General features: G+C 69.7%; 20 protein-coding genes and 1 pseudogene. 11 read left to right on the forward strand and 10 right to left on the reverse strand.

The window, feature by feature from the left end; all coding sequences use genetic code 11:
* Positions 1 to 52 precede the first annotated feature (52 nt).
* Positions 53 to 2,092, reverse strand: coding sequence for a thioredoxin domain-containing protein (locus tag OG246_RS02525; RefSeq protein WP_266455151.1), 2,040 nt, complete (start codon positions 2,090 to 2,092; stop codon positions 53 to 55).
* Positions 2,093 to 2,225: 133 nt separating this feature from the next.
* On the opposite strand from OG246_RS02525, the gene OG246_RS02530 reads away from it, so the two are divergent.
* Positions 2,226 to 5,429: a tetratricopeptide repeat protein gene (locus tag OG246_RS02530; RefSeq protein WP_266455154.1), complete on the forward strand. Its 3,204-nt coding sequence runs from the start codon at positions 2,226 to 2,228 to the stop codon at positions 5,427 to 5,429.
* 191 nt (positions 5,430 to 5,620) lie between these two features.
* On the opposite strand, the gene OG246_RS02535 is transcribed toward OG246_RS02530, so the two are convergent.
* On the reverse strand, positions 5,621 to 5,932 hold the full coding sequence (locus OG246_RS02535) for a hypothetical protein (RefSeq protein ID WP_266455156.1): 312 nt from the start codon (positions 5,930 to 5,932) through the stop codon (positions 5,621 to 5,623).
* 1 nt (position 5,933) lies between these two features.
* A complete protein-coding gene (mca, locus tag OG246_RS02540) occupies positions 5,934 to 6,794 on the reverse strand; it encodes a mycothiol conjugate amidase Mca (RefSeq protein ID WP_266463800.1) in 861 nt (286 codons plus the stop codon).
* 182 nt (positions 6,795 to 6,976) lie between these two features.
* On the opposite strand from mca, the gene OG246_RS02545 reads away from it, so the two are divergent.
* Together OG246_RS02545 and greA are read left to right on the forward strand one after the other, a co-directional pair.
* Entirely contained in the window at positions 6,977 to 7,375 is a 399-nt protein-coding gene (locus OG246_RS02545) for a DUF4307 domain-containing protein (protein ID WP_266455159.1), read from the forward strand.
* A gap of 168 nt (positions 7,376 to 7,543) precedes the next feature.
* Entirely contained in the window at positions 7,544 to 8,041 is a 498-nt protein-coding gene (gene greA, locus OG246_RS02550) for a transcription elongation factor GreA (RefSeq protein ID WP_266455162.1), read from the forward strand.
* Positions 8,042 to 8,155: 114 nt separating this feature from the next.
* Here the strand turns inward: greA and OG246_RS02555 are convergent, their stop codons facing one another.
* From OG246_RS02555 to ilvA, 3 genes are all read right to left on the reverse strand, one after another.
* The gene (locus OG246_RS02555) at positions 8,156 to 9,013 is read right to left on the reverse strand and encodes an ABC transporter permease (protein ID WP_266455164.1); all 858 of its coding nucleotides are present in this window, start codon (positions 9,011 to 9,013) and stop codon (positions 8,156 to 8,158) included.
* Complete coding sequence (locus tag OG246_RS02560; protein WP_266455166.1) at positions 9,010 to 10,035, reverse strand: ATP-binding cassette domain-containing protein; 1,026 nt, start codon at positions 10,033 to 10,035, stop codon at positions 9,010 to 9,012. Before OG246_RS02560 ends, OG246_RS02555 begins: the two co-directional genes overlap by 4 nt.
* A gap of 227 nt (positions 10,036 to 10,262) precedes the next feature.
* On the reverse strand, positions 10,263 to 11,492 hold the full coding sequence (ilvA, locus tag OG246_RS02565) for a threonine ammonia-lyase (protein ID WP_266455168.1): 1,230 nt from the start codon (positions 11,490 to 11,492) through the stop codon (positions 10,263 to 10,265).
* Between the two features lie 164 nt (positions 11,493 to 11,656).
* On the opposite strand from ilvA, the gene OG246_RS02570 reads away from it, so the two are divergent.
* From OG246_RS02570 to OG246_RS02580, 3 genes are all read left to right on the forward strand, one after another.
* A complete protein-coding gene (locus OG246_RS02570) occupies positions 11,657 to 12,163 on the forward strand; it encodes a MarR family winged helix-turn-helix transcriptional regulator (RefSeq protein WP_266463803.1) in 507 nt (168 codons plus the stop codon).
* Between the two features lie 288 nt (positions 12,164 to 12,451).
* On the forward strand, positions 12,452 to 12,949 hold the full coding sequence (locus tag OG246_RS02575; RefSeq protein WP_266455170.1) for a sigma factor-like helix-turn-helix DNA-binding protein: 498 nt from the start codon (positions 12,452 to 12,454) through the stop codon (positions 12,947 to 12,949).
* Complete coding sequence (locus OG246_RS02580; protein WP_266455172.1) at positions 12,946 to 13,194, forward strand: hypothetical protein; 249 nt, start codon at positions 12,946 to 12,948, stop codon at positions 13,192 to 13,194. Before OG246_RS02575 ends, OG246_RS02580 begins: the two co-directional genes overlap by 4 nt.
* A gap of 5 nt (positions 13,195 to 13,199) precedes the next feature.
* Here OG246_RS02580 and OG246_RS02585 read toward each other — a convergent pair whose 3' ends face one another.
* The gene (locus OG246_RS02585; protein ID WP_266455174.1) at positions 13,200 to 14,357 is read right to left on the reverse strand and encodes a cystathionine gamma-synthase; all 1,158 of its coding nucleotides are present in this window, start codon (positions 14,355 to 14,357) and stop codon (positions 13,200 to 13,202) included.
* 134 nt (positions 14,358 to 14,491) lie between these two features.
* Between OG246_RS02585 and OG246_RS02590 the strand changes: the two genes are divergently transcribed.
* Positions 14,492 to 15,610 carry a hypothetical protein gene (locus OG246_RS02590; protein ID WP_266455177.1) on the forward strand — a complete coding sequence of 373 codons (1,119 nt, stop codon included), beginning with the start codon at positions 14,492 to 14,494 and terminating at the stop codon, positions 15,608 to 15,610.
* 74 nt (positions 15,611 to 15,684) lie between these two features.
* Here the strand turns inward: OG246_RS02590 and msrA are convergent, their stop codons facing one another.
* Positions 15,685 to 16,197: a peptide-methionine (S)-S-oxide reductase MsrA gene (gene msrA / locus OG246_RS02595; RefSeq protein ID WP_266455180.1), complete on the reverse strand. Its 513-nt coding sequence runs from the start codon at positions 16,195 to 16,197 to the stop codon at positions 15,685 to 15,687.
* 204 nt (positions 16,198 to 16,401) lie between these two features.
* Here msrA and OG246_RS02600 point away from each other — a divergent pair, with 204 nt between their 5' ends.
* The gene (locus OG246_RS02600) at positions 16,402 to 16,995 is read left to right on the forward strand and encodes a DUF4291 domain-containing protein (RefSeq protein ID WP_266455181.1); all 594 of its coding nucleotides are present in this window, start codon (positions 16,402 to 16,404) and stop codon (positions 16,993 to 16,995) included.
* Positions 16,996 to 17,100: 105 nt separating this feature from the next.
* Positions 17,101 to 17,697: a hypothetical protein gene (locus OG246_RS02605; RefSeq protein ID WP_266455184.1), complete on the forward strand. Its 597-nt coding sequence runs from the start codon at positions 17,101 to 17,103 to the stop codon at positions 17,695 to 17,697.
* 57 nt (positions 17,698 to 17,754) lie between these two features.
* Here the strand turns inward: OG246_RS02605 and OG246_RS02610 are convergent, their stop codons facing one another.
* Complete coding sequence (locus tag OG246_RS02610; protein WP_266455187.1) at positions 17,755 to 18,390, reverse strand: DUF6000 family protein; 636 nt, start codon at positions 18,388 to 18,390, stop codon at positions 17,755 to 17,757.
* Positions 18,391 to 18,655: 265 nt separating this feature from the next.
* On the opposite strand from OG246_RS02610, the pseudogene OG246_RS02615 reads away from it, so the two are divergent.
* Positions 18,656 to 18,853 (forward strand): annotated as a pseudogene (locus OG246_RS02615) (IS256 family transposase); the annotation flags it as partial.
* Here OG246_RS02615 and OG246_RS02620 read toward each other — a convergent pair.
* Positions 18,784 to 19,587, reverse strand: a complete 804-nt coding sequence (locus tag OG246_RS02620) for an MBL fold metallo-hydrolase (protein WP_266455190.1) — start codon at positions 19,585 to 19,587, stop codon at positions 18,784 to 18,786. The pseudogene OG246_RS02615 and the gene OG246_RS02620 overlap by 70 nt on opposite strands.
* 358 nt (positions 19,588 to 19,945) lie before the next feature.
* Here OG246_RS02620 and OG246_RS02625 point away from each other — a divergent pair, with 358 nt between their 5' ends.
* On the forward strand, positions 19,946 to 20,608 hold the full coding sequence (locus OG246_RS02625) for a hypothetical protein (RefSeq protein ID WP_266455193.1): 663 nt from the start codon (positions 19,946 to 19,948) through the stop codon (positions 20,606 to 20,608).
* The last annotated feature ends 242 nt before the right edge of the window (positions 20,609 to 20,850 follow it).

Below are 20,850 nucleotides of genomic sequence, written 5' to 3' on the forward strand. Positions count from 1 at the left end.
TACCCGGACGTATCCCGCTACGTCGGAGGTTTACGGTCGCTGTAATCCCTTGTCAGGCGACGTTTCCGCCGCCGACGGCCTCGCGCAGACGCCGGACATCGGAGGTCGGCGTGTCACATGTGAAGTTACGGCAAACGTAAGCGGAGGGCTCACCGCCGACCAGCGGACGGTCGACGAGCAGCGGGAGTTCGTCACTGTCCGCAGCGCCGACCGCGACGACGGCGCCCGGTGCGGTGCCCAGGAGCGCCGCACGGTGCAGTTCCCGGGTGGCGGGGTCCTCCATCGGGCCCACGACGGCGATCTCACGCGGCCCGTCGAGCAGCGCCTCGGCCACGGCCAGACCCCAGCCGATGAAGCGGGGCGCGCGCGGCCCGAGCGCCTTCACGACACCCAACGCCCGTTCCGCGGCGGTCCGATGGGGCTCCGCCCCGGTCTGCGCCGCATACGAGAGCAGCGCACCGGCCGCCGCGCTCCACCCGGAGGGCGTCGCGTTGTCGGTCGGATCCTGCGGACGGCGGATGAGCCGCTCGGCATCGGCCGCCGTGTCGTACAGGGCACCCGACTCGGAGTCCGTGAACTGCACGATCACATGGTCGAGAAGGAACCCGGCGAACTCCAGCCACACGCCCTCACCGGTGACCCCCGCCAGCGCGAGGAACCCCTCGGCGACATCCGCGTAGTCCTCCAACACTCCGGCGTTCGCCCCGACTTGACCGTCCTTGCTGGTACGGGACAGCCGCGCCCGGTCGTCCATGTGCAGCCGTACGAGGAGGTCGGCGGCGCCGATCGCGGCCTCCACGAGGTCGGGGCGCTCGAAGTAGGCGCCGGTCTCCGCGAGGGCGGCGACCGCGAGCCCGTTCCAGGCGGCCACGATCTTGTCGTCGCGGCCGGGGGCCGGGCGCTCCGCGCGGGCGGCGAGCAGGCGCTGCCGAATGGAGGCGATCTTCTCCGCGTCGAACACGCCCTCGTGCTGCGGAAGTTGGAGGACGGAAGCCCCCTCCTCGAAGGTGCCCTCCTCGGTCACCCCGAAGTAGTGGGCGGCGAGTTCGGCATCCTCACCGAGGACTTCCCTGAGCTGCTCGGGCGTCCACACGTAGTACGCGCCCTCGATGTGCTTGCCGTTCCCGTCGTCGCTGTCGGCGTCGAGCGCGGAGGCGAACCCCCCTTCGTTCGTGCGCAGTTCACGCACCATGAAGTCGGCGGTCTCCAGGGCGACGCGGCGGGCGAGCTCGGAGCCGGTGGAGCGCCAGAGGTGCGCGTACACACGGCACAGCAGGGCGTTGTCGTACAGCATCTTCTCGAAGTGCGGCACCACCCACTCGCGGTCGACGGAGTACCGCGCGAACCCACCACCGAGCTGGTCGTAGATCCCGCCCCGCGCCATCCGCTCCCCCGTGTCGGCGGCCATCTGGAGCGCGCCCTCGGAACCGGTCCGCGCGTGATGCCGCAGCAGGAACTCGATCACCATGGACGACGGGAACTTGGGTGCACCGCCGAACCCGCCGTGCTGGGCGTCGTACTCACGGGTGAGCCCGAGCAGCGCCCCGGCGAGCTCCTCCTCCCCCGGAACCGAGGCGTTCCCGTAGCTCAGCTCCCGCCCGGCGAGGTCCCGCACGATCTTCTCCGCGACCTCGGCCACCTCGTCGCGCCGCTCGGTCCAGGCGCTGCGCACGCCCTCCAGCACCTGCCGGAAACCGGGCATGCCGTGGCGGGGGGCGGGCGGGAAGTAGGTCCCGAAGTAGAAGGGCTCGGCGTCGGGGGTGAGGAAGACGGTCATGGGCCAGCCGCCCTGGCCGGTGGCGGCCTGCACGGCCTCCATGTAGACGGCGTCGACGTCCGGCCGCTCCTCCCGGTCCACCTTGACGCTCACGAAGTGCTCGTTCAGATACGCGGCCGTCGCCTCGTCCTCGAAGGACTCGTGAGCCATGACATGGCACCAGTGACAGCTGCTGTAGCCGACGCTCAGCAGCACCGGCACGTTCCGCTTGCGTGCCTCGTCGAAGGCCTCGGCCGACCAGGGCCACCAGTCGACGGGGTTGTCGGCATGCTGGAGGAGGTAGGGGGACGTCTCATGGGCCAGTCGGTTCGGCATGGCTCCCATACTCGCGCACCGCACCCCCCATCGCTGCGAAGGCACCGTGATGATCCGCGCGCACCCTCGCGCGGATGCCCCGCACGCAGGACACTTGACGGCGACAGATGTTGCCGCCGGAGGGGGACGTGACATGCGGGACAGCCACCGGGCGGATGCCGAGCGGCTGTTGGCCCGGGCCGTGGAGGAAGAGGTACGGCGGTCGGGCGGACGTACCGACAGGGGCGTGCTGCTTTCGCGGGCTCGGGGTTCACTGGAGGCGATGGGCGAGACGGCCGCCGAGGAGTACGGGGCGTACACGCAGGCACTCGACGAGGCGGAGGCAGGGCAGCTGTCGTTCGGGCAGCGGTACGCCCAGGAGGGTGGCGGAACCCCCTTGATGGTGGCGGCCGTTGCCGCGATCGCGGCCGTCGTCGCGGACCTGGCGCTCGGCACGGGCGCGGGGACGGCGCTCGGTGCGGGGGCGACGGTGGCGGTGGTGGGCGCGGCTGCCACGGTGCTCAAGGTGACCGCCTCGCATCTGCCGGCCGCGAGCCGCCGGGCCGGGGCGCTCGGGCAGCCGGGGGGCGCCGAGCAGCTGCGGCTGCAGTGGCTGACGGCCCTGGAGGTACGAGGTATCCGGCCCTTCCTCGATCAGCAGCGCGTACTCAGCGCCGCCACGGTCGCCAAGCAGGGAGCGCCCCAGCTGCGCCGCACCGACAAGAGCGCCGCGGCGAGGCGGCGCAGTGTCCTGGAGCAGTCTTTCGGCCAACTTCCCGATCTGGACGGCCCGTTCACGGGCAGGCGCACCGAGCTGTCCCGGGTCGCGCAGTGGGTGCACGCGGCCCGCGCGAGCACGGAGACCAAGCCGACGGTGGTGGTGCTGTACGGCGCGCCGGGCTCCGGCCGCAGCACGCTCGCGATCCGGGCGGCGCACGCCCTGAAGGACCAGTTCCGCGGCGCGTGCGTGGTGGACCTGCGCGGCGACAGCGCCGAGGAGCCGCCGCTGACGACCCGTGACGCGCTGCTCCATCTGCTGAATCGTCTCGGCGCGCCGCGCGAACAGCTGCTCTTCCGGGAGCGTTCCTCGCAGGATCAGCAGGTCAGGCGGCTGAGCGAGCTGTACCACCAGCATCTGACGGGCCTGCCGGTGACGATCGTCCTTGACGACGCGAACGACGCCGAGCAGGTGCGCATCCTGGTCCCCGAGCGCTCGGACAGCCTGGTCCTGGTCACCGCCCGCAAACCCCTCGACCTGCCCGCCGACCTCGCCGCCTGGGTGCACCAGCTCCCGGTCGAGGCACTGGAGGCGGCGGGCGCCGAGGAGCTGCTGAACGCCGCTGCGCAGGACAAGTCGGGCCCGTACGACGCCGAATCCTCCGACCTCGTAAGGGAGTTGTGCGGCGGTCTGCCGCTGGCCCTGCGCATCGCGGGTTCCTCGCTCGGCCCCCGGACCCCGCGCCAACTGGCCTCCGACCTGGCGGCGTACGGACCCGTCGAACCGGTCGAGCGGGTCCTGTGGCTGCGCTACACGGACCAGACGGACACGGCACGCCGGCTCCTGCGCCGCCTGGCCCTCGCGGGCCGCGCCTCCCTGGGCGCGGTGGCGGCCGCGTCCCTCCTCGCCACGGACGAGGCGGAGGCCACCCGCCACCTGACCGCGCTCTCGCGTGCGGGCCTCGTCGACCACGTCCGCGGCAGCCGCTACCGCCTGCACGATCTCGTACGCACCTTCGCGCAGGCCCGCCTCCTGGACGAGGAGGAACCGGCCGAGCGTACGGCGGCGCAGGAACGCCTGATCGTGAACTACGCGGAGCTGGCCGACTCGGTGATCCGCCTGGTCGACGGCAAGACGTCCACGCGGGCCGATCAGTTCGGGCCGCACGGCTTCACCTCTCTCGACGCGGCCCTGCGCTGGCTGGACGACGAGTCGAGCTTCATCACGGCGGCCCTGCGGCACGCGGAAGGAGTCGACCAGGCCGCGGTACTCCACCTCCTCGGCGCCCTCTGCGACTACTGCCTGCTGCGCGGCGACCTCTACCGGCTGGGCGAGATCAGCGAGTTGACGCAGGCGGTCGACCAGGGTCTCCTGGTCCGCTCGGTCCAATGGCGTACGGGCATCGCGGCACGCCAGCTCGGCGAACTGGACAAGGCCCGCACGACACTCTCCTCGGTGGTCGACCTCTACTTCGAGGCGCACCACGACGCGGGCGCGGCCCTGGCGCTCTGCTCCCTCGGCATCACCCTCCACCACCAGGGCAATCTCACCGAGGCCGCGGCGAAGCTCCAGGAGGCCATCGACCTCCAGTCCTCGCCCGAGCTGGCCGGAGACCGCGCCTGGACGATGCACGCGCTGGCCGGCGTGGAGCGCGACCGCTCCCGCCTCGCCATCGCTCTGGACCTGCTCACCCGGTCCCTGGTCCTGCACCGCGAGAGCGAGTCGGTGCACGGTGAGGCGTGGGCGCACTTCCACCTCGGCCAACTGGGCCTGCGCATGGGCGACGTACCGCGTGCGGAGCGCGAGCTGCGCGAGGCCCTCGACCTGTACGGCCGCACGCGTGACCCGCGGGGCGAGGCGTGGGCCCTGACCGAGCTGGCCCGCGCCCGTCTCGTCGCCGGCGACCCGTCCCCCGCGGTCGACGGCCTGCGCCAGGCGGCCTCCCGGCACCGCGACAACGAGGACGCCCGCGGCGAGGCATGGACGGTGTACTACCTGGGCCAGGCCCTGGAGGAGACCGGCAACCTGGACCAGGCGGTCCGTGAGCTGGAACGTTCCCGCACGATGTTCTCCCGGATGCGCGACGTGTACGGGCTGGCCTGCGCCCGCCACCACTCGGCCCGCGTCACCCGCGACCAACGGGCGGGCCAGACCGGCTCGTTGCGGAACTCCGGCTTCGCCCGCCAGCTCCTCGTCGACGCCCGCGCCGACTTCCAGCGCATCGGCGTCGCCCACGGGGAGGCGTGGACGTGCCTGGAGCTGGCCGTGGTCGACGGGGGCAACGCCCGTACCCAGCAGGCCCTGAAGCTGTGCGACGAGGCGATCGCCCTCTTCACCTCGTACGGCGACCGCCGCGGCGAGGACTGGGCCCGCTTCCTGCGCTGCACCCTGCTCCCCTACGCCGCCCCGGGCGGCTCCGAGATCGGCACCGCCGTGGCCCAGGAGGAGCTGAGCCAGCTGTCCCGCACCGGGCATCCGTCACGGGACAGCAAGCTGGACGACTACATCGATTCGTATCAGCTGCTGCTGGAGCGGGGTGTGAGCCTGGAGACCGGGTGGCAGGCGTGGCGGCTGCAGATGGTGCCCAAGCGGCATGCCCGGGATGTGATGGGGGTGACGGTCGGGGCGGTGCAGGGGTGACGGTCGGGTGCGAGGCAGGGGTGATGGTCGGCGCGACGCAGGGTGAACGTCCCCGCGCCACGGCGACCGGCCGCGGCCGGGGACGGGTCGCCTGCCGGTCCCCGGGTCCCGGTGTGCTGCGGGCGCCGTGCCGCGGGCCGGCCCGCCTTGCCCTTCGCGGGGCAGCCCTGCTCGGCCTTCGCGGATCGGACCTACTCGGCTTTCGCCGGCGAGGCCTTGGCGGGCGAGGCCTTCCCACCGGAGGCGGCGGAAGCACCGGAGGCGGGCGCCGTCCCGGAACCGCTCTTCCCGCCGGCGGCGCCCGCGGAGGCCGCCGCCTCCGCTTCCTGCTCGAAGTTGTCCTTGACCTTCCCCATGTGCCGGTTCATGGACTTCATCAGTGCCCACACCGCCAGGGCCATCGCCGCGAAGACGATGAAGCCGAGGACGCCGGGGGTGACCTTGTTCTCGTCGACCTCCTTGGCGAGGGGGACGAGGTGCGTCAGTGCCAGGCTTGCGCTCATGTCAGGCATTGTCGCGGATGCCCGCAAAGAGGTCGTCCTCGGGGAGGGAGGTATCGACGAGGGACTTGGCGAGCTCGTACTCCTCGGTCGGCCAGACCTCCTTCTGGAGCTCCAGCGGGACCTTGAACCAGCCGCCGTCGGGGTCGATCTGCGTGGCGTGCGCGATGAGCGCCTTGTCGCGGATCTCGAAGAACTCGGCGCACGGAATGTGCGTGGTCAGCGTGCGCTCGGTGCGCTCGAACTCCGACCAGCGCTTCAGCCAGTCCCCGTACGGCGACTCCATGCCGCGATCGAGGAGCGCGTTGTGCAGCGCCTCGGTGCGCGGGCGGTTGAAGCCCTGGTTGTAGTAGAGCTTCTGCGGCTGGAACGCCGTGCCGAACTCCGACTCGGGGTACTTCTCGGTGTCCGTCGCGCCCTCGAAAGCCACCATCGAGATCTTGTGGGTCATGATGTGGTCGGGGTGCGGGTAACCGCCGTTCTCGTCGTAGGTGGTGATCACCTGCGGGCGGAAGGTGCGGATCTGCTTCACCAGCTCGCCGGCCGCCTTGTCGACGTCCTCGAGCGCGAAGCAGCCCTCGGGGAGCGGCGGCAGCGGGTCGCCCTCGGGCAGCCCCGAGTCGACGAAGCCCAGCCACTCCTGCTTGATGCCGAGGATCTCGCGAGCCTCGTCCATCTCCTTCTTGCGTACCTCGTGGATGTGCTCCTCGATGTACTTGTCGCCCTGAAGCTTCGGGTTGAGGATGGAGCCGCGCTCCCCGCCCGTGCAGGTCACGACAAGCACGTCCACCCCCTCGGACACGTACTTCGCCATGGTGGCCGCGCCCTTGCTCGACTCGTCGTCGGGGTGGGCGTGCACGGCCATCAGTCGCAGCTGGTCAGTCAAGACTCAATCCTCAGTAAGTCGGCCAGTCGGGAAGTCGCGCCCGGCGTGAATCAGCTTGAAGGGCGGCTTCTATAGTGACGGAACCGAAGGGCGAATAATTCCGGGGCCCGGCCCCTGGCCCTCCCCGGGTCCGAGCCGGGGCCCCTGCCGAGAGGACGACCATGAGTACGGCGAGCACGCAGCTGCCCGAGGGCCGGTACGGCCGCTCAGCGGACGAGCGCGCCGACCGGAAACTCAAGGTCGTCGGCGGTGCACTGGGCGTGATCCTGCTCGTCCTGATCGGCTGGTACGGGTACGACCACATCGCCGGGACGAAGATCAGCGCCGAGGTGATCACCTTCAGCGCCTCGGACACCGAGGTCAAGGTGCACCTGGAAGTACGCAAGGACGCCGACGCCAAGGGCTACTGCACACTGCGCTCACAGGACGCGGAAGGCGCCGAGGTGGGCCGCGCGGACTTCCGCTTCGACCAGGACTCCTCGCGCATCGACGAGGTCCTCACACTGCGCACGACGGCCAAGGGCACCACCGCGGAGCTACTCGGCTGCCACAACGACTGACGTCACCCCCAGCACTTACGTGCTGACCTGCGTTGACGTAATTCTGGTGTCTTATGTCCTCCCCCTTCAGCCGCGGAATTGTTAGGCTCGTGGTTTCGCCCACCCGTGAAGGAACATTCTTCTGGGTAGGGCGATGCTTTGTATTCCCAGTACCTACGAGGAGCACCTGTGACCCAGACCAGCGAGAACGTCACCTGGCTGACCCAGGAGGCGTACAACCAGCTCAAGGCCGAGCTGGAGTATTTGTCTGGTCCCGCGCGCACGGAGATCGCGACCAAGATCGCGGCGGCGCGCGAGGAGGGCGACCTGCGCGAGAACGGCGGGTACCACGCGGCCAAGGAGGAGCAGGGCAAGCAGGAGCTCCGTGTGCGCCAGCTGACCCAGCTCCTGGAGAACGCCAAGGTCGGCGAGGCTCCCGCGGCGGACGGTGCGGTCGCGCCCGGCATGGTCGTCACCATCGCCTTCGACGGCGACGAGGACGACACCCTGGACTTCCTGCTGGCCTCGCGGGAGTACGCGAGCGCCGACATCGAGACGTACTCGCCGCAGTCCCCGCTGGGCTCCGGCGTGAGCGGCAAGAAGGTCGGCGAGGACGCCCAGTACGAACTGCCGAACGGGAAGCTCGCCTCGGTGAAGATCCTCAAGGCCGTGCCGTACCAGGCCTGAGCCCAGGCCCCGCCCGGAGTCCGGGACCAGGTACGTCCAGGACCCGCCTTCGCCCAGGACCACGTACTGCGACGATGCCCCCGGCCGCGCGCCGGGGGCATCGTCATGCCCCGGTCATGCGGTGGCGGACCGGTACTTGCGCACCGCCAGCGTCCTGAATATCAGGACGATCAGCACCGAGTAGATCAGCGAGGCCCAGACCGCGTGCTGCATGGGCCAGGCGTCCGACTGTGAGACACCCGGATTGGCGAAGAGCTCGCGGGAGGCCTGCACCGTGGCGCTGAAGGGGTTCCAGTCCGCGATATGACGCAGCCAGGGCGTCATGTTGCTGGAGTCCACGAAGGCGTTCGAGATGAACGTGACCGGGAACAGCCAGATCAGTCCGCCGGAGGTGGCCGCCTCCGGGGTGCGCACGGAGAGGCCGATGAGCGCGCCGATCCAGGTGAACGCGTACCCGGACAGGAGCAGCAGCCCGAAGGCTCCGAGGACCTTGCCGGCGTTGGTGTCGCCGTCCGACCCGACCCGCCAGCCGACCAGCAGGGCGACCAGGGCGAGGACCAGCAGGGTCAGCGCGGTCTGGACGAGGTCGGCGAGCGTACGCCCGGTCAGCACCGCGCCGCGCGCCATGGGCAGCGAGCGGAAGCGGTCGATGAGGCCCTTGTGCATGTCGTCGGCGATGCCCGCTCCGGCGCCCGCGGTGGCGAAGGTGACGGTCTGCGCGAAGATGCCGGCCATCAGGAAGTTGCGGTAGTCGGTGGAGCTGGTGCTGCCGCCGATCTGCATGGAGCCGCCGAAGACATAGCTGAACAGCACCACGAACATGATCGGCTGGATCAGTCCGAAGATCACCATCTCCGGGATCCTGGACATTCTGATCAGGTTGCGCTTGGCGACGACCAGCGAGTCGCGGATGGACTGGCTTATGGGGTTGGTGGGCGCCGCGATCTGCACGGCGTCGGTGACGGCACTCACTTCGCGTCCTCCTTCTTGCGCTTGCGGCCCTTGCTGTCTTTGCCGTCCTTGCTGTCGGCCACTCCGTTGCCCTCTTCCCTCTCCTCGGCCGCGTGGCCGGTGAGCGAGATGAAGACGTCGTCCAGGGTGGGCCTGCGCAGGCCGATGTCGTCGATCTCGATGCCGCGGGTGTCCAGCTCGCGGATGACCTCGGCGAGGAGCTTCGCGCCGCCGGAGACGGGCACCGTGAGCTTGCGGGTGTGCTCCTCGACGGTGGTCTCGCCCTTGCCGAAGCCGCGGAGCACCTCGGACGCCGTCTCTATGTGTTCGCGCTCGTGCACGACGACCTCGACGCGCTCGCCGCCGGTCTGCGCCTTGAGCTGGTCGGCGGTGCCGCGGGCGATGACGCGGCCGTGGTCGACCACGCAGATGTCGTGCGCGAGGTGGTCGGCCTCTTCCAGGTACTGGGTGGTGAGCAGCAGGGTCGTACCGCCGGAGACGAGCTGCTTGATGACCTCCCACAGCTGCTGGCGGTTGCGCGGGTCCAGGCCGGTCGTCGGCTCGTCCATGAACATCACCGGCGGCGAGACGACGAGCGCCGCCGCCAGGTCGAGCCGGCGGCGCATACCGCCCGAGTAGGTCTTGGCGGTGCGCTCGGCGGCGTCCGTGAGGTTGAACTGCTCGAGCAGCTCCTCCGCCCGGACCTTCGCGGCCTTCGCCTTCATCTGGTAGAGCTGGCCGACCATCTGGAGGTTCTCGCGGCCGGTCAGATACTCGTCGACCGCGGCGAACTGCCCGGACAGACCGACCCGGCGGCGCACCGCGTCGGGGTTCTTGAGGACGTCGACGCCCGCGACGATCGCCTTGCCGCTGTCGGGCCGCAGCAGGGTGGTCAGACAGCGGACCGCCGTCGTCTTGCCCGCGCCGTTCGGCCCGAGCAGGCCCAGCACGGTTCCCTCTGGGACATCGAGATCGACGCCGTCCAGAGCCCTTACGTCACCGAAGGTCTTCACCAGGCCTTCGGCATAGATGGCGCCTGGCATGTGGGGTCTCCCAAGTGGTTGGGGAATTCCTAGGAAGGAGCTTAGTTTTCGCTGTTTTGTCCCGCCCGGCGTTTAAAAGCGTTCGACCGCCCGGACAGACTTGTGGTGGGATATGTGGCGAGGGACACACCATAACGCGATGTATCGCGTCACTCAACAGATTTTTCCACCTCGCACTGACAACGCCCCTGACCTGCGAAGACAACCTCGGACGAGCTCAGCGGACCTCAGTCGATGACCGTGTAACCCGCCTCGCGCAGCGCCTGGTTCACCTCGGCGCAGTGCTCGGGCCCCTTCGTCTCCAGGTGCAGCTCGACCTCCACCTCCGTGAGCCCGAGCCGTGGATCGGTCCGTACGTGGCTCACATCGAGGACGTTAGCGTCGGCCACTGACAACACCCCGAGAAGTGTGGCCAGGGCGCCGGGGCGGTCCGTCAGACGCAGCGTGACCGCCAGGTAGCGGCCGCTCGCCGCCATGCCGTGGCGCAGGATGCGCTGTATCAGCAGCGGGTCCACATTGCCGCCCGACAGCAGCGCGACGACCGGGCCCTCGAAGGCGCCCGGCTCGGCCAGCAGCGCCGCGACGGGGCTCGCACCCGCCGGCTCGACGACCAGCTTGGCCCGCTCCAGGCAGAGCAGCAGCGCACTGGACAGATGGTTCTCGGACACCGTGACGACCTCGTCCACCAGGTCCCCGATGATCCGGAACGGCACATCGCCCGGCCGCCCGACCTTGATGCCGTCGGCCATCGTCGCCGGGTTCTCGATCGACAACGGGCGCCCGGCCGCAAGTGAGGGCGGGTACGCCGCCGAGCCCGCCGCCTGCACACCGACGATCCGCACATCGGGGCGCAGCGCCTTCACCGCGATCGCGATGCCCGCGGCGAGGCCTCCGCCGCCGATCCCGACGACGATCGTGCGCACCTCCGGGCACTGCTCCAGGATCTCCAGGCCGACGGTGCCCTGCCCCGCGATGACGTCGGGGTGGTCGAAGGGGTGGATGAACACCGCCCCCGTCCGCTCCGCGTACTCCTGGGCGGCGGCCAGCGTCTCGTCCACCACCTGTCCGTGCAGCCTCACTTCGGCGCCGTACTCGCGCGTGGCCGCGACCTTCGGCAGCGGCGCGCCGGTGGGCATGAAGACAGTGGAACGCACCCCGAGCAGCGAGGAGGCCAGCGCGACGCCCTGCGCGTGGTTGCCGGCGCTCGCGGCGACGACACCCGCGGCGCGCTCCTCGGGAAGCAGCCCCGCGATCCGCACGTACGCGCCGCGCAGCTTGAACGAACCCGTGCGCTGGAGGTTCTCGCACTTGAGGTGCACCGGCGCGCCCACCAGCTGGGACAGGTACCTGCTGCCCTCCATCGCGGTCATCCGCGCCACACCCGTGAGCATCTTCTGCGCGCCGCGTACGTCGTCGAGAGTCACGCTGGGCAAGGAGTCAGCCGTGCTGTAGCTCATGACCACCAGTCTCGCAGTTCACACGGCTCTCCTCCCGGTGTGACCACGCTCCGAGACTGGTTTACGCAGCGTCGGTACGGCCCGCGCCCCGGCCGCGTACCCTGTCCCCCAACCCAGCTCCCCACGCATGAATTGAGCCCCCGGCCATGCCCACAACACCAGAGATGTCGATGGACATGACGACCGTCGGTGACACCGGTCTTCTCGACACCCTGCAGCACGAGGTCGCGGTCTTCGCGCGCCGTGCCGAACAGACCCGGCTCGGCGGGGTGGGGCAGGTGCGCAACTCCATGGACCGCGCCGCCTACCTCCTGCTCAACCGCCTCGACAAGGAAGGCCCGATGGGCGTCAAGGCGCTCGCCGCAAGCATGGGTATCGACTCCTCGACGGTCACCCGGCAGGTGGCACCGCTGGTCGACACCGGGCTCGTCAAGCGCACCTCGCACCCCGAGGACGGACGCGCGGTGGTGCTCCAGCTGTCGCCGCGCGGGCAGTCCCGCCTCGACGAAGTGCGCTCCTCCAGGCGCCAGTTGATGGCCGAGCTGACGGAGGACTGGGAGCCGGAGGAGCGCGAGGCGTTCTGCACGCTCCTGACGCGCTTCAACAGCGCGCTCTCGGCCCGTCAGGCCGCCCAGGGCCCGCCGGTGGGCGAGTCGCAGCCGGCTTCCTGAGCCGCACCGGGCGCCGGATCCGGCGCCCAGGTCCTCCACGCGCGCGAGGTCCTGCCCCTCCATGCCTGCAAGCACGCGCGCGCGTGCGCGAGGTTCCGTTTTCCCTCCACGCGCGCGTGCGCGGGGTTCGCTTTTCCCTCCACGCGCGCGTGCATGTGTGCCCGGCCCTTGACCGGGAGGCCGCGTCTGGCCTCATATGAGATCGGGTCCTTGTCGTACGCGGTGCGGCCTGTCGTGCGCGGCCGGGGCCCCGTTTCTTTCAGGGTCGGCCTCAGGCGGGAGGCACGGTTGCGCGAACGGCAGGCGTCCCAAAACGCCCGCCGGGCCCGGGAGTTCGAGGCGTTCGTCGCGGGCGCGGCAGGGCGACTGCTGCATGCCGCCACACTGCTCACGGCGGAGCCCCGGGACGCCAACCCGCGCGCGCGGCGCCTGCTGACGCTGGCCCTCGCCCAGACGTACGCCTCCTGGGACAGGCTGCGCGGCGAGGATCCGTACGACCACGCCCGCCAGCACCTGGCCGTCCGCTTCGCACGCGGCGCCTGGCACCAGCACGGAAGCCTCGGCCGGACCCGCCCGTCGTCGGACAGTGTCCTGGCGCGCCTGGCGCCCCAGGAGCGGCTGATCCTGGTCCTCAGGCTGTACGAGGGGGTCGCCGAGGAACAGACTGCTGCCCTGCTCGGGCTCCCCACGGAACGGGTACGGGCGATCTGCGCCCGCGCGATGGCGACCCTGCTGCACCCGCCGCGCGGACCGGCACCGGCCCTGGCGAAGGTGGTGCCGTCATGAGTGTGCGTGAGCGCGAGGCGGCCGTACGGCGGATGCTGGAGCGGACGCCGCCCCCCGTGCCGCCCGACCTGCACGCGGACGTCGTACGCCGTGGAAGCCGCATCCTGCGCCGCAGGACGGTGGCCCGGCGCCTGATGTGGCTGCTGCTGTTCGCCGCGGCCGTCGCCTTCGCCGTCTGGGCGATCACAGCGCAGCCCTGGGTGGAGCCGCCGTCGGAGACGACCCCACCACTGACGGGCTGGTGAACCGGTTACTGGCCGAGCGCCTGCTGGAGGTCCTGAAGCAGGTCGTCGACGTTCTCGATGCCTACGGAGAGGCGTACGAGATCGGCGGGCACTTCGAGGGCGGAGCCGGCCACGGACGCGTGCGTCATGCGCCCGGGGTGCTCGATCAGGGATTCCACCCCGCCCAGGGACTCGCCGAGCGTGAACACCTTGGCGCGGTTGCAGACCTCGACGGCCGCCTCCTCGCCGCCGTCGACCTGGAAGGAGATCATGCCGCCGAACGCCTTCATCTGCTTGGCGGCGATCTCGTGACCGGGGTGCTCCGGGAGACCCGGGTACAGAACGCGCGTCACGCGCGCGTGCCGGGTGAGCATCTCGGCGACCTTGGTGGCGTTCTCGCTGTGCCGGTCCATGCGCACCGGGAGCGTCTTGGTGCCGCGCAGCACCAGCCAGGAGTCGAAGGGCCCGGCGACCGCGCCCATCGCGTTCTGGTGGTACGCCAGTTCCTCGCCCAGTGCCTGGTCACCGACGATCAGCGCGCCGCCGACGACGTCCGAGTGACCGCCCATGTACTTGGTCAGCGAGTGCACGACGACGTCCGCGCCGAGCGCGAGCGGCTGCTGGAGGTAGGGGGTCGCGAAGGTGTTGTCGACGACCAGCCTGGCGCCCGCGTCGCGCGCGATCTGGGCGACGACGGCGATGTCGGTGATGCCGAGGAGGGGGTTGGAGGGGGTCTCCACCCAGATAACCTTGGTCTTGGGGGTGACGGCTGCCCGTACGGAGGCGGGGTCGCTGGTGTCGGCGACCGACCATTCCACCCCCCACCGGGAGACGACCTTCGCGAACAGGCGGAACGTGCCGCCGTACGCGTCGTTCGGGATGACCACGTGGTCGCCGGGGCTGAGCAGCGTGCGCAACAGGCAGTCCTCGGCCGCCAGTCCGGACGCGAACGCGAGGCCGCGACGACCGCCCTCCAGGGCGGCGAGGTTCTCTTCCAGGGCGGTCCTGGTGGGGTTGGCGCTACGGCTGTACTCGTAGCCGCCGCGGAGCCCGCCGACGCCGTCCTGCTTGTAGGTCGAGACCTGGTAGATCGGCGGGACGACCGCGCCGGTGAGGGGATCGGCGGTGTTGCCCGCGTGGATCGCGAGGGTCTCGAAGTGCTGACTGATGTGCCTGTCGCTCATGGGTACCGAGCGTAGTGCGCTCGCGGGGCTGATGCGGTCGCGCGGTCGTGGAGGCGACCCGTTCACCGGGGGGCGGGTGCCGGTGGAGGCGATCGGGTTCGCCAATTGTCCGACCCGTCTGGTTCGCTTGAGGCATGGAGATTCTCTGGGTCCTGATGGCGCTGGCCTTGTTCAGCCTGGTCCTGCTGCCGGTTTTCAGGCGCAGGCGTGCCGGTATACAGCTGGTCTCGCCGGGCGACCCGGACGCCGCGGACCCGGCGAACTACGGATTCCTGCTCCAGGAGGAGCTGGACATCCGTATGCCGGGCCCCGACCGGGACCTGGTGGACGTGCTGGACCTGGTGCAGCGCACGCAGGACTACCGCTCCGCGTCGCAGCTCCTCGCGGGCACGGAAACGGCGGGCGAGCGGCGCTGGCAGCGGGTGCAGGCCTTCGCGGGCGCCGCGTCGCTGGAGCTGCAGCAGCGCCCCGGCGGGGTCAGCGAGACGCCCGGCGGACAGTGGCTGCGGGTGTGGCGGGCAGAGAAGCCCAAGGACGCGGGCGGCGCGTCGGTGCACGCGGAGTTCCTGGTGCAGCAGGCGTGGCGCACGTCGACGCCGGGCACGGACGAGTTCCGGATCATCATGGAGGAGGCGAAGTCGGCGTGCGGCGAGGCGGCGCTGCTGTCCCCCGGTGACCCGATCCCGTACATCATCGAGCTCTCGGTGGCCCGCGGACTCGCCTACCCCCAGCCGGAGTTCGAGAAGCTCTGGTTGAAGATCCTGGACCGCGCTCCGGCCCACATGGGTGCGCATCTCGCGGCGCTGCACTACTGGTGCGAGAAGTGGCACGGCTCGCGGGAGGTGTCGTACTCGTTCGCGGAGGCGGCGGCAGCGCGGGCCCCGCAGGGCTCACTTCTTGCCGCCATGCCGCTCTTCGCGGTCTTCGAGCACCTCCCCGAGGTGAACCTGGTCCGCAGCTTCTACCAGAGTGAGGTCGTGACGAAGGCCGTCCACGGCGCCCTCTTCGCGGTGCACGCGGCCCGCCCCGACGACCCGATGCTCGCCCACGTCCGCCATCTGCTGGTCTTCTTCCTGGTCCGCAGCGAGCGCTGGGCGGAGGCCATGAACCAGCTGGTGCACGTCGACGGCCATGTCGGCGCGCTGCCCTGGACCCTCACGTCCGACCCGGCGGCGGACTACGCGGTGTACCGGGCGCTGGCGGTGGCGGGGTACGAGGCGAACGGGGGCAGCCCGGCGACGCTCCCGCGCTGAGGCCGCACGTGCCGGCACGGCTTCAGCGGTGCCGGCCATGACGGCCACGGCGGGGCGCGGTATTGCGTACGGGGTCAGCCCTGCGCGCGGGCGGGCAGCCGCCATCCAGCGCGCGGGAAGTGGCAGGTGTAGCCCTCCGGGTAACGCTCCAGGTAGTCCTGGTGCTCGGGCTCGGCCTCCCAGAAGGGGCCGACCGGCTCGACCTCGGTGACGACCTTGTCCGGCCACAGTCCGGAGGCGTCCACGTCCGCGATCGTGTCCTCGGCGGTCCGCTTCTGCTCGTCGTCCACGTAGTAGATCGCCGAGCGGTAGCTGAGGCCGATGTCGTTGCCCTGACGGTTCTTGGTGCTCGGGTCGTGGATCTGGAAGAAGAACTCCAGGAGCGCGCGGAAGTCGGTCTTCTCGGGGTCGAAAAGGATCTCGATGGCCTCCGCGTGCGTGCCGTGGTTGCGGTACGTCGCGTTCGGCACGTCACCCCCGGTGTATCCGACCCGGGTCGCCGTAACTCCCGGAAGCCGGCGGATCAGGTCCTGCATCCCCCAGAAACATCCACCCGCCAGCACGGCCCTCTGCGTCTGCGCAGCCATTGCGGCCCTCCAATTCCTGTCAGCTAGGTCACTCGGGCTGCCCGGCTCGCCCACCACCGGCATCTCATACCCACTCCCCACAACGCACGAGGGTTCCTGGCGATTCCGTGCACGCCCAACCCGACCCCGCGGCCGACACCCCCGTCACGAAGCCAGTCGAAAACCGATGGCTGCCCCCACCCGACGGGCGCCACGCTGTACGCCATGGAACAACCGCAACGCAGGATCCGAGCACTCCACACGGCATCCACGATCACCGTCTACCAGGCGTATTCCCCGGCCATTGGCCTGCCAGCGGTGCGCGAGGGTCGTTTTCCCGCCATGTGGAAGCGGGACCGGATGACATGGATCAAGCCGAGCTTCCTGTGGATGATGTACCGCTGCGGCTGGGGTACGAAAGCGGGGCAGGAGACCGTCCTCGCTGTCGAGATCAGCCGCGACGGCTTCGAGTGGGCGCTGCGCCACTCGTCTCTGTCGAGCTACGTCCGCGGGGTGCACCCCGACCGAGCCACCTGGCAACGTCAGTTGAAGCGCGCTCCCGCTCGCGTCCAGTGGGACCCCGAACGGGACCTGCACCTCCAGCCCTTGCCGTACCGGTCCCTGCAACTGGGTCTCGCCGGCGAGGCCGTACGGCACTACGCGGACGACTGGACGGTCTCCATCCGCGACATCACTCCCCTCGCCCACGAGATCCACGCCCTCGTCCGCAGTGGCGACTTGGACTCCGCCGCCCGGCTGCTGCCCCAGGAGCGCCCCTATCCAGCTGGAGACGAATCTCTTGCCCACCTCCTGGGATGACAGGCTGGTCCACCCGACAGTCGACCGCGGCCGAAGGGTCACATGGCAGCACAGGCTCGACGGGACGAGGGTGTCCTGCCCGATCCGTGTCGCGAAGGCGGATGGATGAGTACTGGCTTCACCCCCACGCTGCTGGCAAGGCTGTGGCAGGAACGACGGCCGTCGGGTCCGCCTGTCGCCCACACGTTTCGCGGTACGTACACGGATCGCTGGGTGCGCTTCCACAGCCTCCCCGGCTCGAAGCGCTACCCGGTGTCCGAAGACGAGTACGCGATCGCGCTGGACCGATACAACACGGTCCTCGACGAACTGTTCGCGGGCACGGATGTGTTCGTGGTGACCATGGACTGGTCGGACACTCCGAACGGGCCCGCCGGCTACGCATCACCACGGGAGGCGCTGCACCCGAACGGCGTCCGCTGGTGGACCGAGTCCGAGCAGAACGACCCTGACCCGGAGTTCCATACCCACACACGTCTGTACGCCGACCGGCGCCCGTGGGAACGCGGCTGCGTCGATGGGCTGCTGCGCGCCGTCGCGGACGAGGCGCTCGTCGAAGTGTTCTTCGCTGATACGGAACTTCGACGCATCCACAATCCGTACGACGGCGGCGCAGACGTCATCCTCGCGACGCCCGAGGAGCGAGACCGACTGCGCGACCAGCACACAGACTGGCTCTCCAGCCACCCGTCCGGTCTCTGACCGAGGAGCGGGTACCGCCCAGAAGACGGGCAATTTCGCCCGATCGAGTGCGCTCGGTCAGGAGTGCCCGGGAGGGGCATCGTGCTGCGCGTACTCGTCGGCGAGGGCGCACATTTCGCCGATGTGCTGCCTCAACTTTTCAGGGAGCCTGTTGCGGTCATTGGCCCATTGGCTCCAGAGTCCGTCCGGTTCCAGGAACCCGGCGGCGTGCGTGGTGCCGAGGACTCCGTCGAGGTGCAAGAGCGCGCCCAGCGCCCATTCCTGGTCGTATTGGCACTCGGGCCGCCGGAGGTAGTGGTCCAGGTAGGTGGTGAGCAAGGCCGCGTCCTCGGTAGTGCCGAGCAGGGCGAGTGCGATGCAGTAGCCCTGGCCAGCGTAGGTGAGTTCGCTGGCGAGCAAGAGGGCACCAATGCGCTCGCGGAACTGCTCGCGGTGGTCCAGCCCGATCATCCATGCCGCGGTTATGCGGGAGCGCCAGTTGGGCTGGAGCATGAATTCGAGTTCGGCGTCAGTGACACTCCGCGAGTCGAGGCCGAGGGTCTGGAGGAACTGTGTGCGTTCCTCGGCGGGCAGCCTGACGAAGTTGCCATGGAGCAGGTCCAGGTAGCGGCCGGTCTTGGGGCTCGGGGTGGCCATCACGTAACGGCGGAGGGTGTCTGTTCCGGAATTGGGCATCGGCTCGGGGAAGGGCATGGACGCATCCTGGCTGCGGCGGACAGGCCGGTCCAGTGGGTTCCCGGGTCACGGATTCTCGTAGGCGCCACCCGAGGGCTGACCGAGGTCGTCGAGGAGCTGGAGATGCGGTCGGCGATCCGCTGGTGTCGTTCGATCTCGCATGCCCAGCCGCGGGCGTCGGCGTCCGCGCCCCGCGGTGGTCGCGTGCCGGACCGCACGACGTGAATCATCGTGCCGCGTTCGCAGACCTCTTCCGTCCTGCCGACGCGGTTGGGGTGGGTTGCCGTCTTCCCGCGCCGCCACCCTGGCCAGGGTTTTCAAACTCGTCGAGTCCGCCCAGCAACGGTGGCGGGCCGTGAACGCGCCCCACCTCGTCGCCCTCGTCCGGGCAAGCACCCGCTTCAAACGAGGTCAGTTCGTCGAACGCCCCGAGGCAGCCGCGGCCTGGCCGATCGAGAAGGTGGCACCGGGGGCGGCGTAGTCGACGGGACCGCCGAACCGTACCGAGGCACGCGCCACCGCTTGCTGCGGTGTGAGGAAGGGGCCGACGTGCGTGACGATCAGTCTGCCCGCCCCGGCCGCGCTGGCTGTGTCTCCGGTGTCCTCGGGCGTGTGGTGCACCTGCTCGCCCTCGACCGGCGCCTGTGCGCTCTCGGCCTCACACAACAGCACGTCGCATCCCTCGGCCAGCTCCACGAGGCTCGGGCACGGTGCTGTGTCCCCGGAGTACACCAGCGACTTGCCCGCCGCCTCGATGCGTACGGCGAAGGCCGGAATGCCGTGCGACACCGCGCGGCTGGTCAGCCGGAGCGAGCCAATGGCCACCTGGTGCCCGTCGTACAACTCGGTGACGGCGAAGGCGGATTCGATCGGGCTGCGGGCCGGAGTGTTGGTGAGGAAGTCGGCCAACCGGTCGGCGATTCCCGGCGGACCATAGAGAGGGATCGGCGCTGCGAGGTGGATGTCCGCGTGCAGGGCTCCGTAGTACGCGGTGAGCAGGTCCGCGCTGTGATCGGCGTGCAGATGCGAGATCCAGATCGCATCGAGCTCGTCCAGCCGCACATGACGCTGAAGCGGGCCGAGCGTCCCGCTGCCAGCGTCCACCCAGATGCGGGTGTCCCCGCTCGACAGCAGATAGCCGGAGCACGGATTGTCCACACTCGGGTAGGGCGTCGCGCAGCCCAGGACCGTGAGGTGAAGAAGCTCATCACTCATCCCAAGATCCTAGAACGCACGATCCACAAGTCCTGACGATTACTCACTTCACTCATCGACGGTCGCGGGCTCAAGGCCCTTCTCCTGGAGCATCTAGGGATCGACGCGCTCATCAGCCGGTCCAGGACGCCATCCGGCTGAGAGGCCCGTGACCAGCGCTGACCGTTGAGTCCGGGTGCTCTGGGCTCCTTTTCCTGTCTCAGAGCAGGCACTAGCCTCTCGAACTGTGTCCGACCTACCCGACCTTCATAGTGCGACGATCGACGCGATAGTCGATCACGCCGGCCGATCGACGCTTCCCTTCCAGCGAGCCCACCGGGAGGAACAACACGCCACGGCCTTCTGGTTCAACGGACTCGTGGAGACGACCGCCGAGGGCGAGGTCATCCGCCAGCACCTCGTAACTGCCGGCGAGCCGGCGAGAGTCGAGTTGGCCGAGTTCACCCTGCGCCCGGACTTGTGCACACCCGCGATGAGCGCAGAGAAGCTGATGATGATCGACTTCGCGGAGGGGTGGACTCATCTCGGCGACCTGGGGGTGGCGGTCATGCCCACCACCGGATTGCACGCGCACGGCGCTCGCAAGGGGTGGCGCTGGACGACCGACGAGATCACCGACGGTATCGCCGCCACGGAAGAGGACATCGCCGGCCTCGGTGAGCACCCGATAGCGGCCTACGTGCTGGGGCACATCGTCGAGGACGGTGCCCGAGAGCAGGCTGTGGTGGTCGGCCAGGTTACGCGCACCAGCAGCGACAGCATCCGTTGGAACGGAGACCTGCCACTGGGGTGCGTGGGGGCACCGGCGTTCATCAGCGTTCGCCTCAGCGGGGACAGTTTCAAATTGGTCTGCCTGGGGGTGACGCTGCCCGCCGACGGTCACCACGCGATTGTCTCCTTCGACCGTATCCGTGCCGCCCTGAACTCCCTCTCCTCGGTAACGCCACCAGCCTTTGGTGAGACCGCAGACCATCCTCGGATGGTCGAGCCGAAGCGGCGCTGGTGGCAGCGACGCGGCTGATGCTGCCCAGCACCCTCAGAGGTACGACCATGGACGACCAGTCCGAACACCTTTGACGGAAAGGGCTGTGAACACGGCTTGACATGGGTCATCAAGCCGCGTTCACAGACCCTTTCAGGAGGGGTGTAGTAACCAGAGGCGAGCGCGCCGAGCACACGTAACTTGGTGCACGCTGCGGTAGGTTGCGGAATTTTGACGCGATCGGCGAGGATCCGCCCAAGCCAGATCGGCAGTATTCGGCC

The sequence above is a fragment of the Streptomyces sp. NBC_00620 genome, from assembly GCF_026341825.1.
In the GTDB taxonomy this organism is placed as follows: Bacteria; Actinomycetota; Actinomycetes; order Streptomycetales; family Streptomycetaceae; genus Streptomyces.

Coding starts and splice junctions, on each gene's coding strand:
- OG246_RS02545 (WP_266455159.1), top strand. CDS start 6,977: ATGAGTACGGCGAGCACGCAGCTGCCCGAGGGCCGGTACGGCCGCTCA.
- OG246_RS02535 (WP_266455156.1), bottom strand. CDS start 5,932: ATGAGCGCAAGCCTGGCACTGACGCACCTCGTCCCCCTCGCCAAGGAG.
- ilvA (WP_266455168.1), bottom strand. CDS start 11,492: ATGAGCTACAGCACGGCTGACTCCTTGCCCAGCGTGACTCTCGACGAC.
- OG246_RS02605 (WP_266455184.1), top strand. CDS start 17,101: ATGAGTACTGGCTTCACCCCCACGCTGCTGGCAAGGCTGTGGCAGGAA.
- OG246_RS02570 (WP_266463803.1), top strand. CDS start 11,657: ATGTCGATGGACATGACGACCGTCGGTGACACCGGTCTTCTCGACACC.
- OG246_RS02580 (WP_266455172.1), top strand. CDS start 12,946: ATGAGTGTGCGTGAGCGCGAGGCGGCCGTACGGCGGATGCTGGAGCGG.
- msrA (WP_266455180.1), bottom strand. CDS start 16,197: ATGGCTGCGCAGACGCAGAGGGCCGTGCTGGCGGGTGGATGTTTCTGG.
- OG246_RS02590 (WP_266455177.1), top strand. CDS start 14,492: ATGGAGATTCTCTGGGTCCTGATGGCGCTGGCCTTGTTCAGCCTGGTC.
- OG246_RS02530 (WP_266455154.1), top strand. CDS start 2,226: ATGCGGGACAGCCACCGGGCGGATGCCGAGCGGCTGTTGGCCCGGGCC.
- OG246_RS02585 (WP_266455174.1), bottom strand. CDS start 14,357: ATGAGCGACAGGCACATCAGTCAGCACTTCGAGACCCTCGCGATCCAC.
- mca (WP_266463800.1), bottom strand. CDS start 6,794: ATGGCCGTGCACGCCCACCCCGACGACGAGTCGAGCAAGGGCGCGGCC.
- OG246_RS02525 (WP_266455151.1), bottom strand. CDS start 2,092: ATGCCGAACCGACTGGCCCATGAGACGTCCCCCTACCTCCTCCAGCAT.
- OG246_RS02600 (WP_266455181.1), top strand. CDS start 16,402: ATGGAACAACCGCAACGCAGGATCCGAGCACTCCACACGGCATCCACG.
- OG246_RS02610 (WP_266455187.1), bottom strand. CDS start 18,390: ATGCCCTTCCCCGAGCCGATGCCCAATTCCGGAACAGACACCCTCCGC.
- OG246_RS02560 (WP_266455166.1), bottom strand. CDS start 10,035: ATGCCAGGCGCCATCTATGCCGAAGGCCTGGTGAAGACCTTCGGTGAC.
- OG246_RS02620 (WP_266455190.1), bottom strand. CDS start 19,587: ATGAGTGATGAGCTTCTTCACCTCACGGTCCTGGGCTGCGCGACGCCC.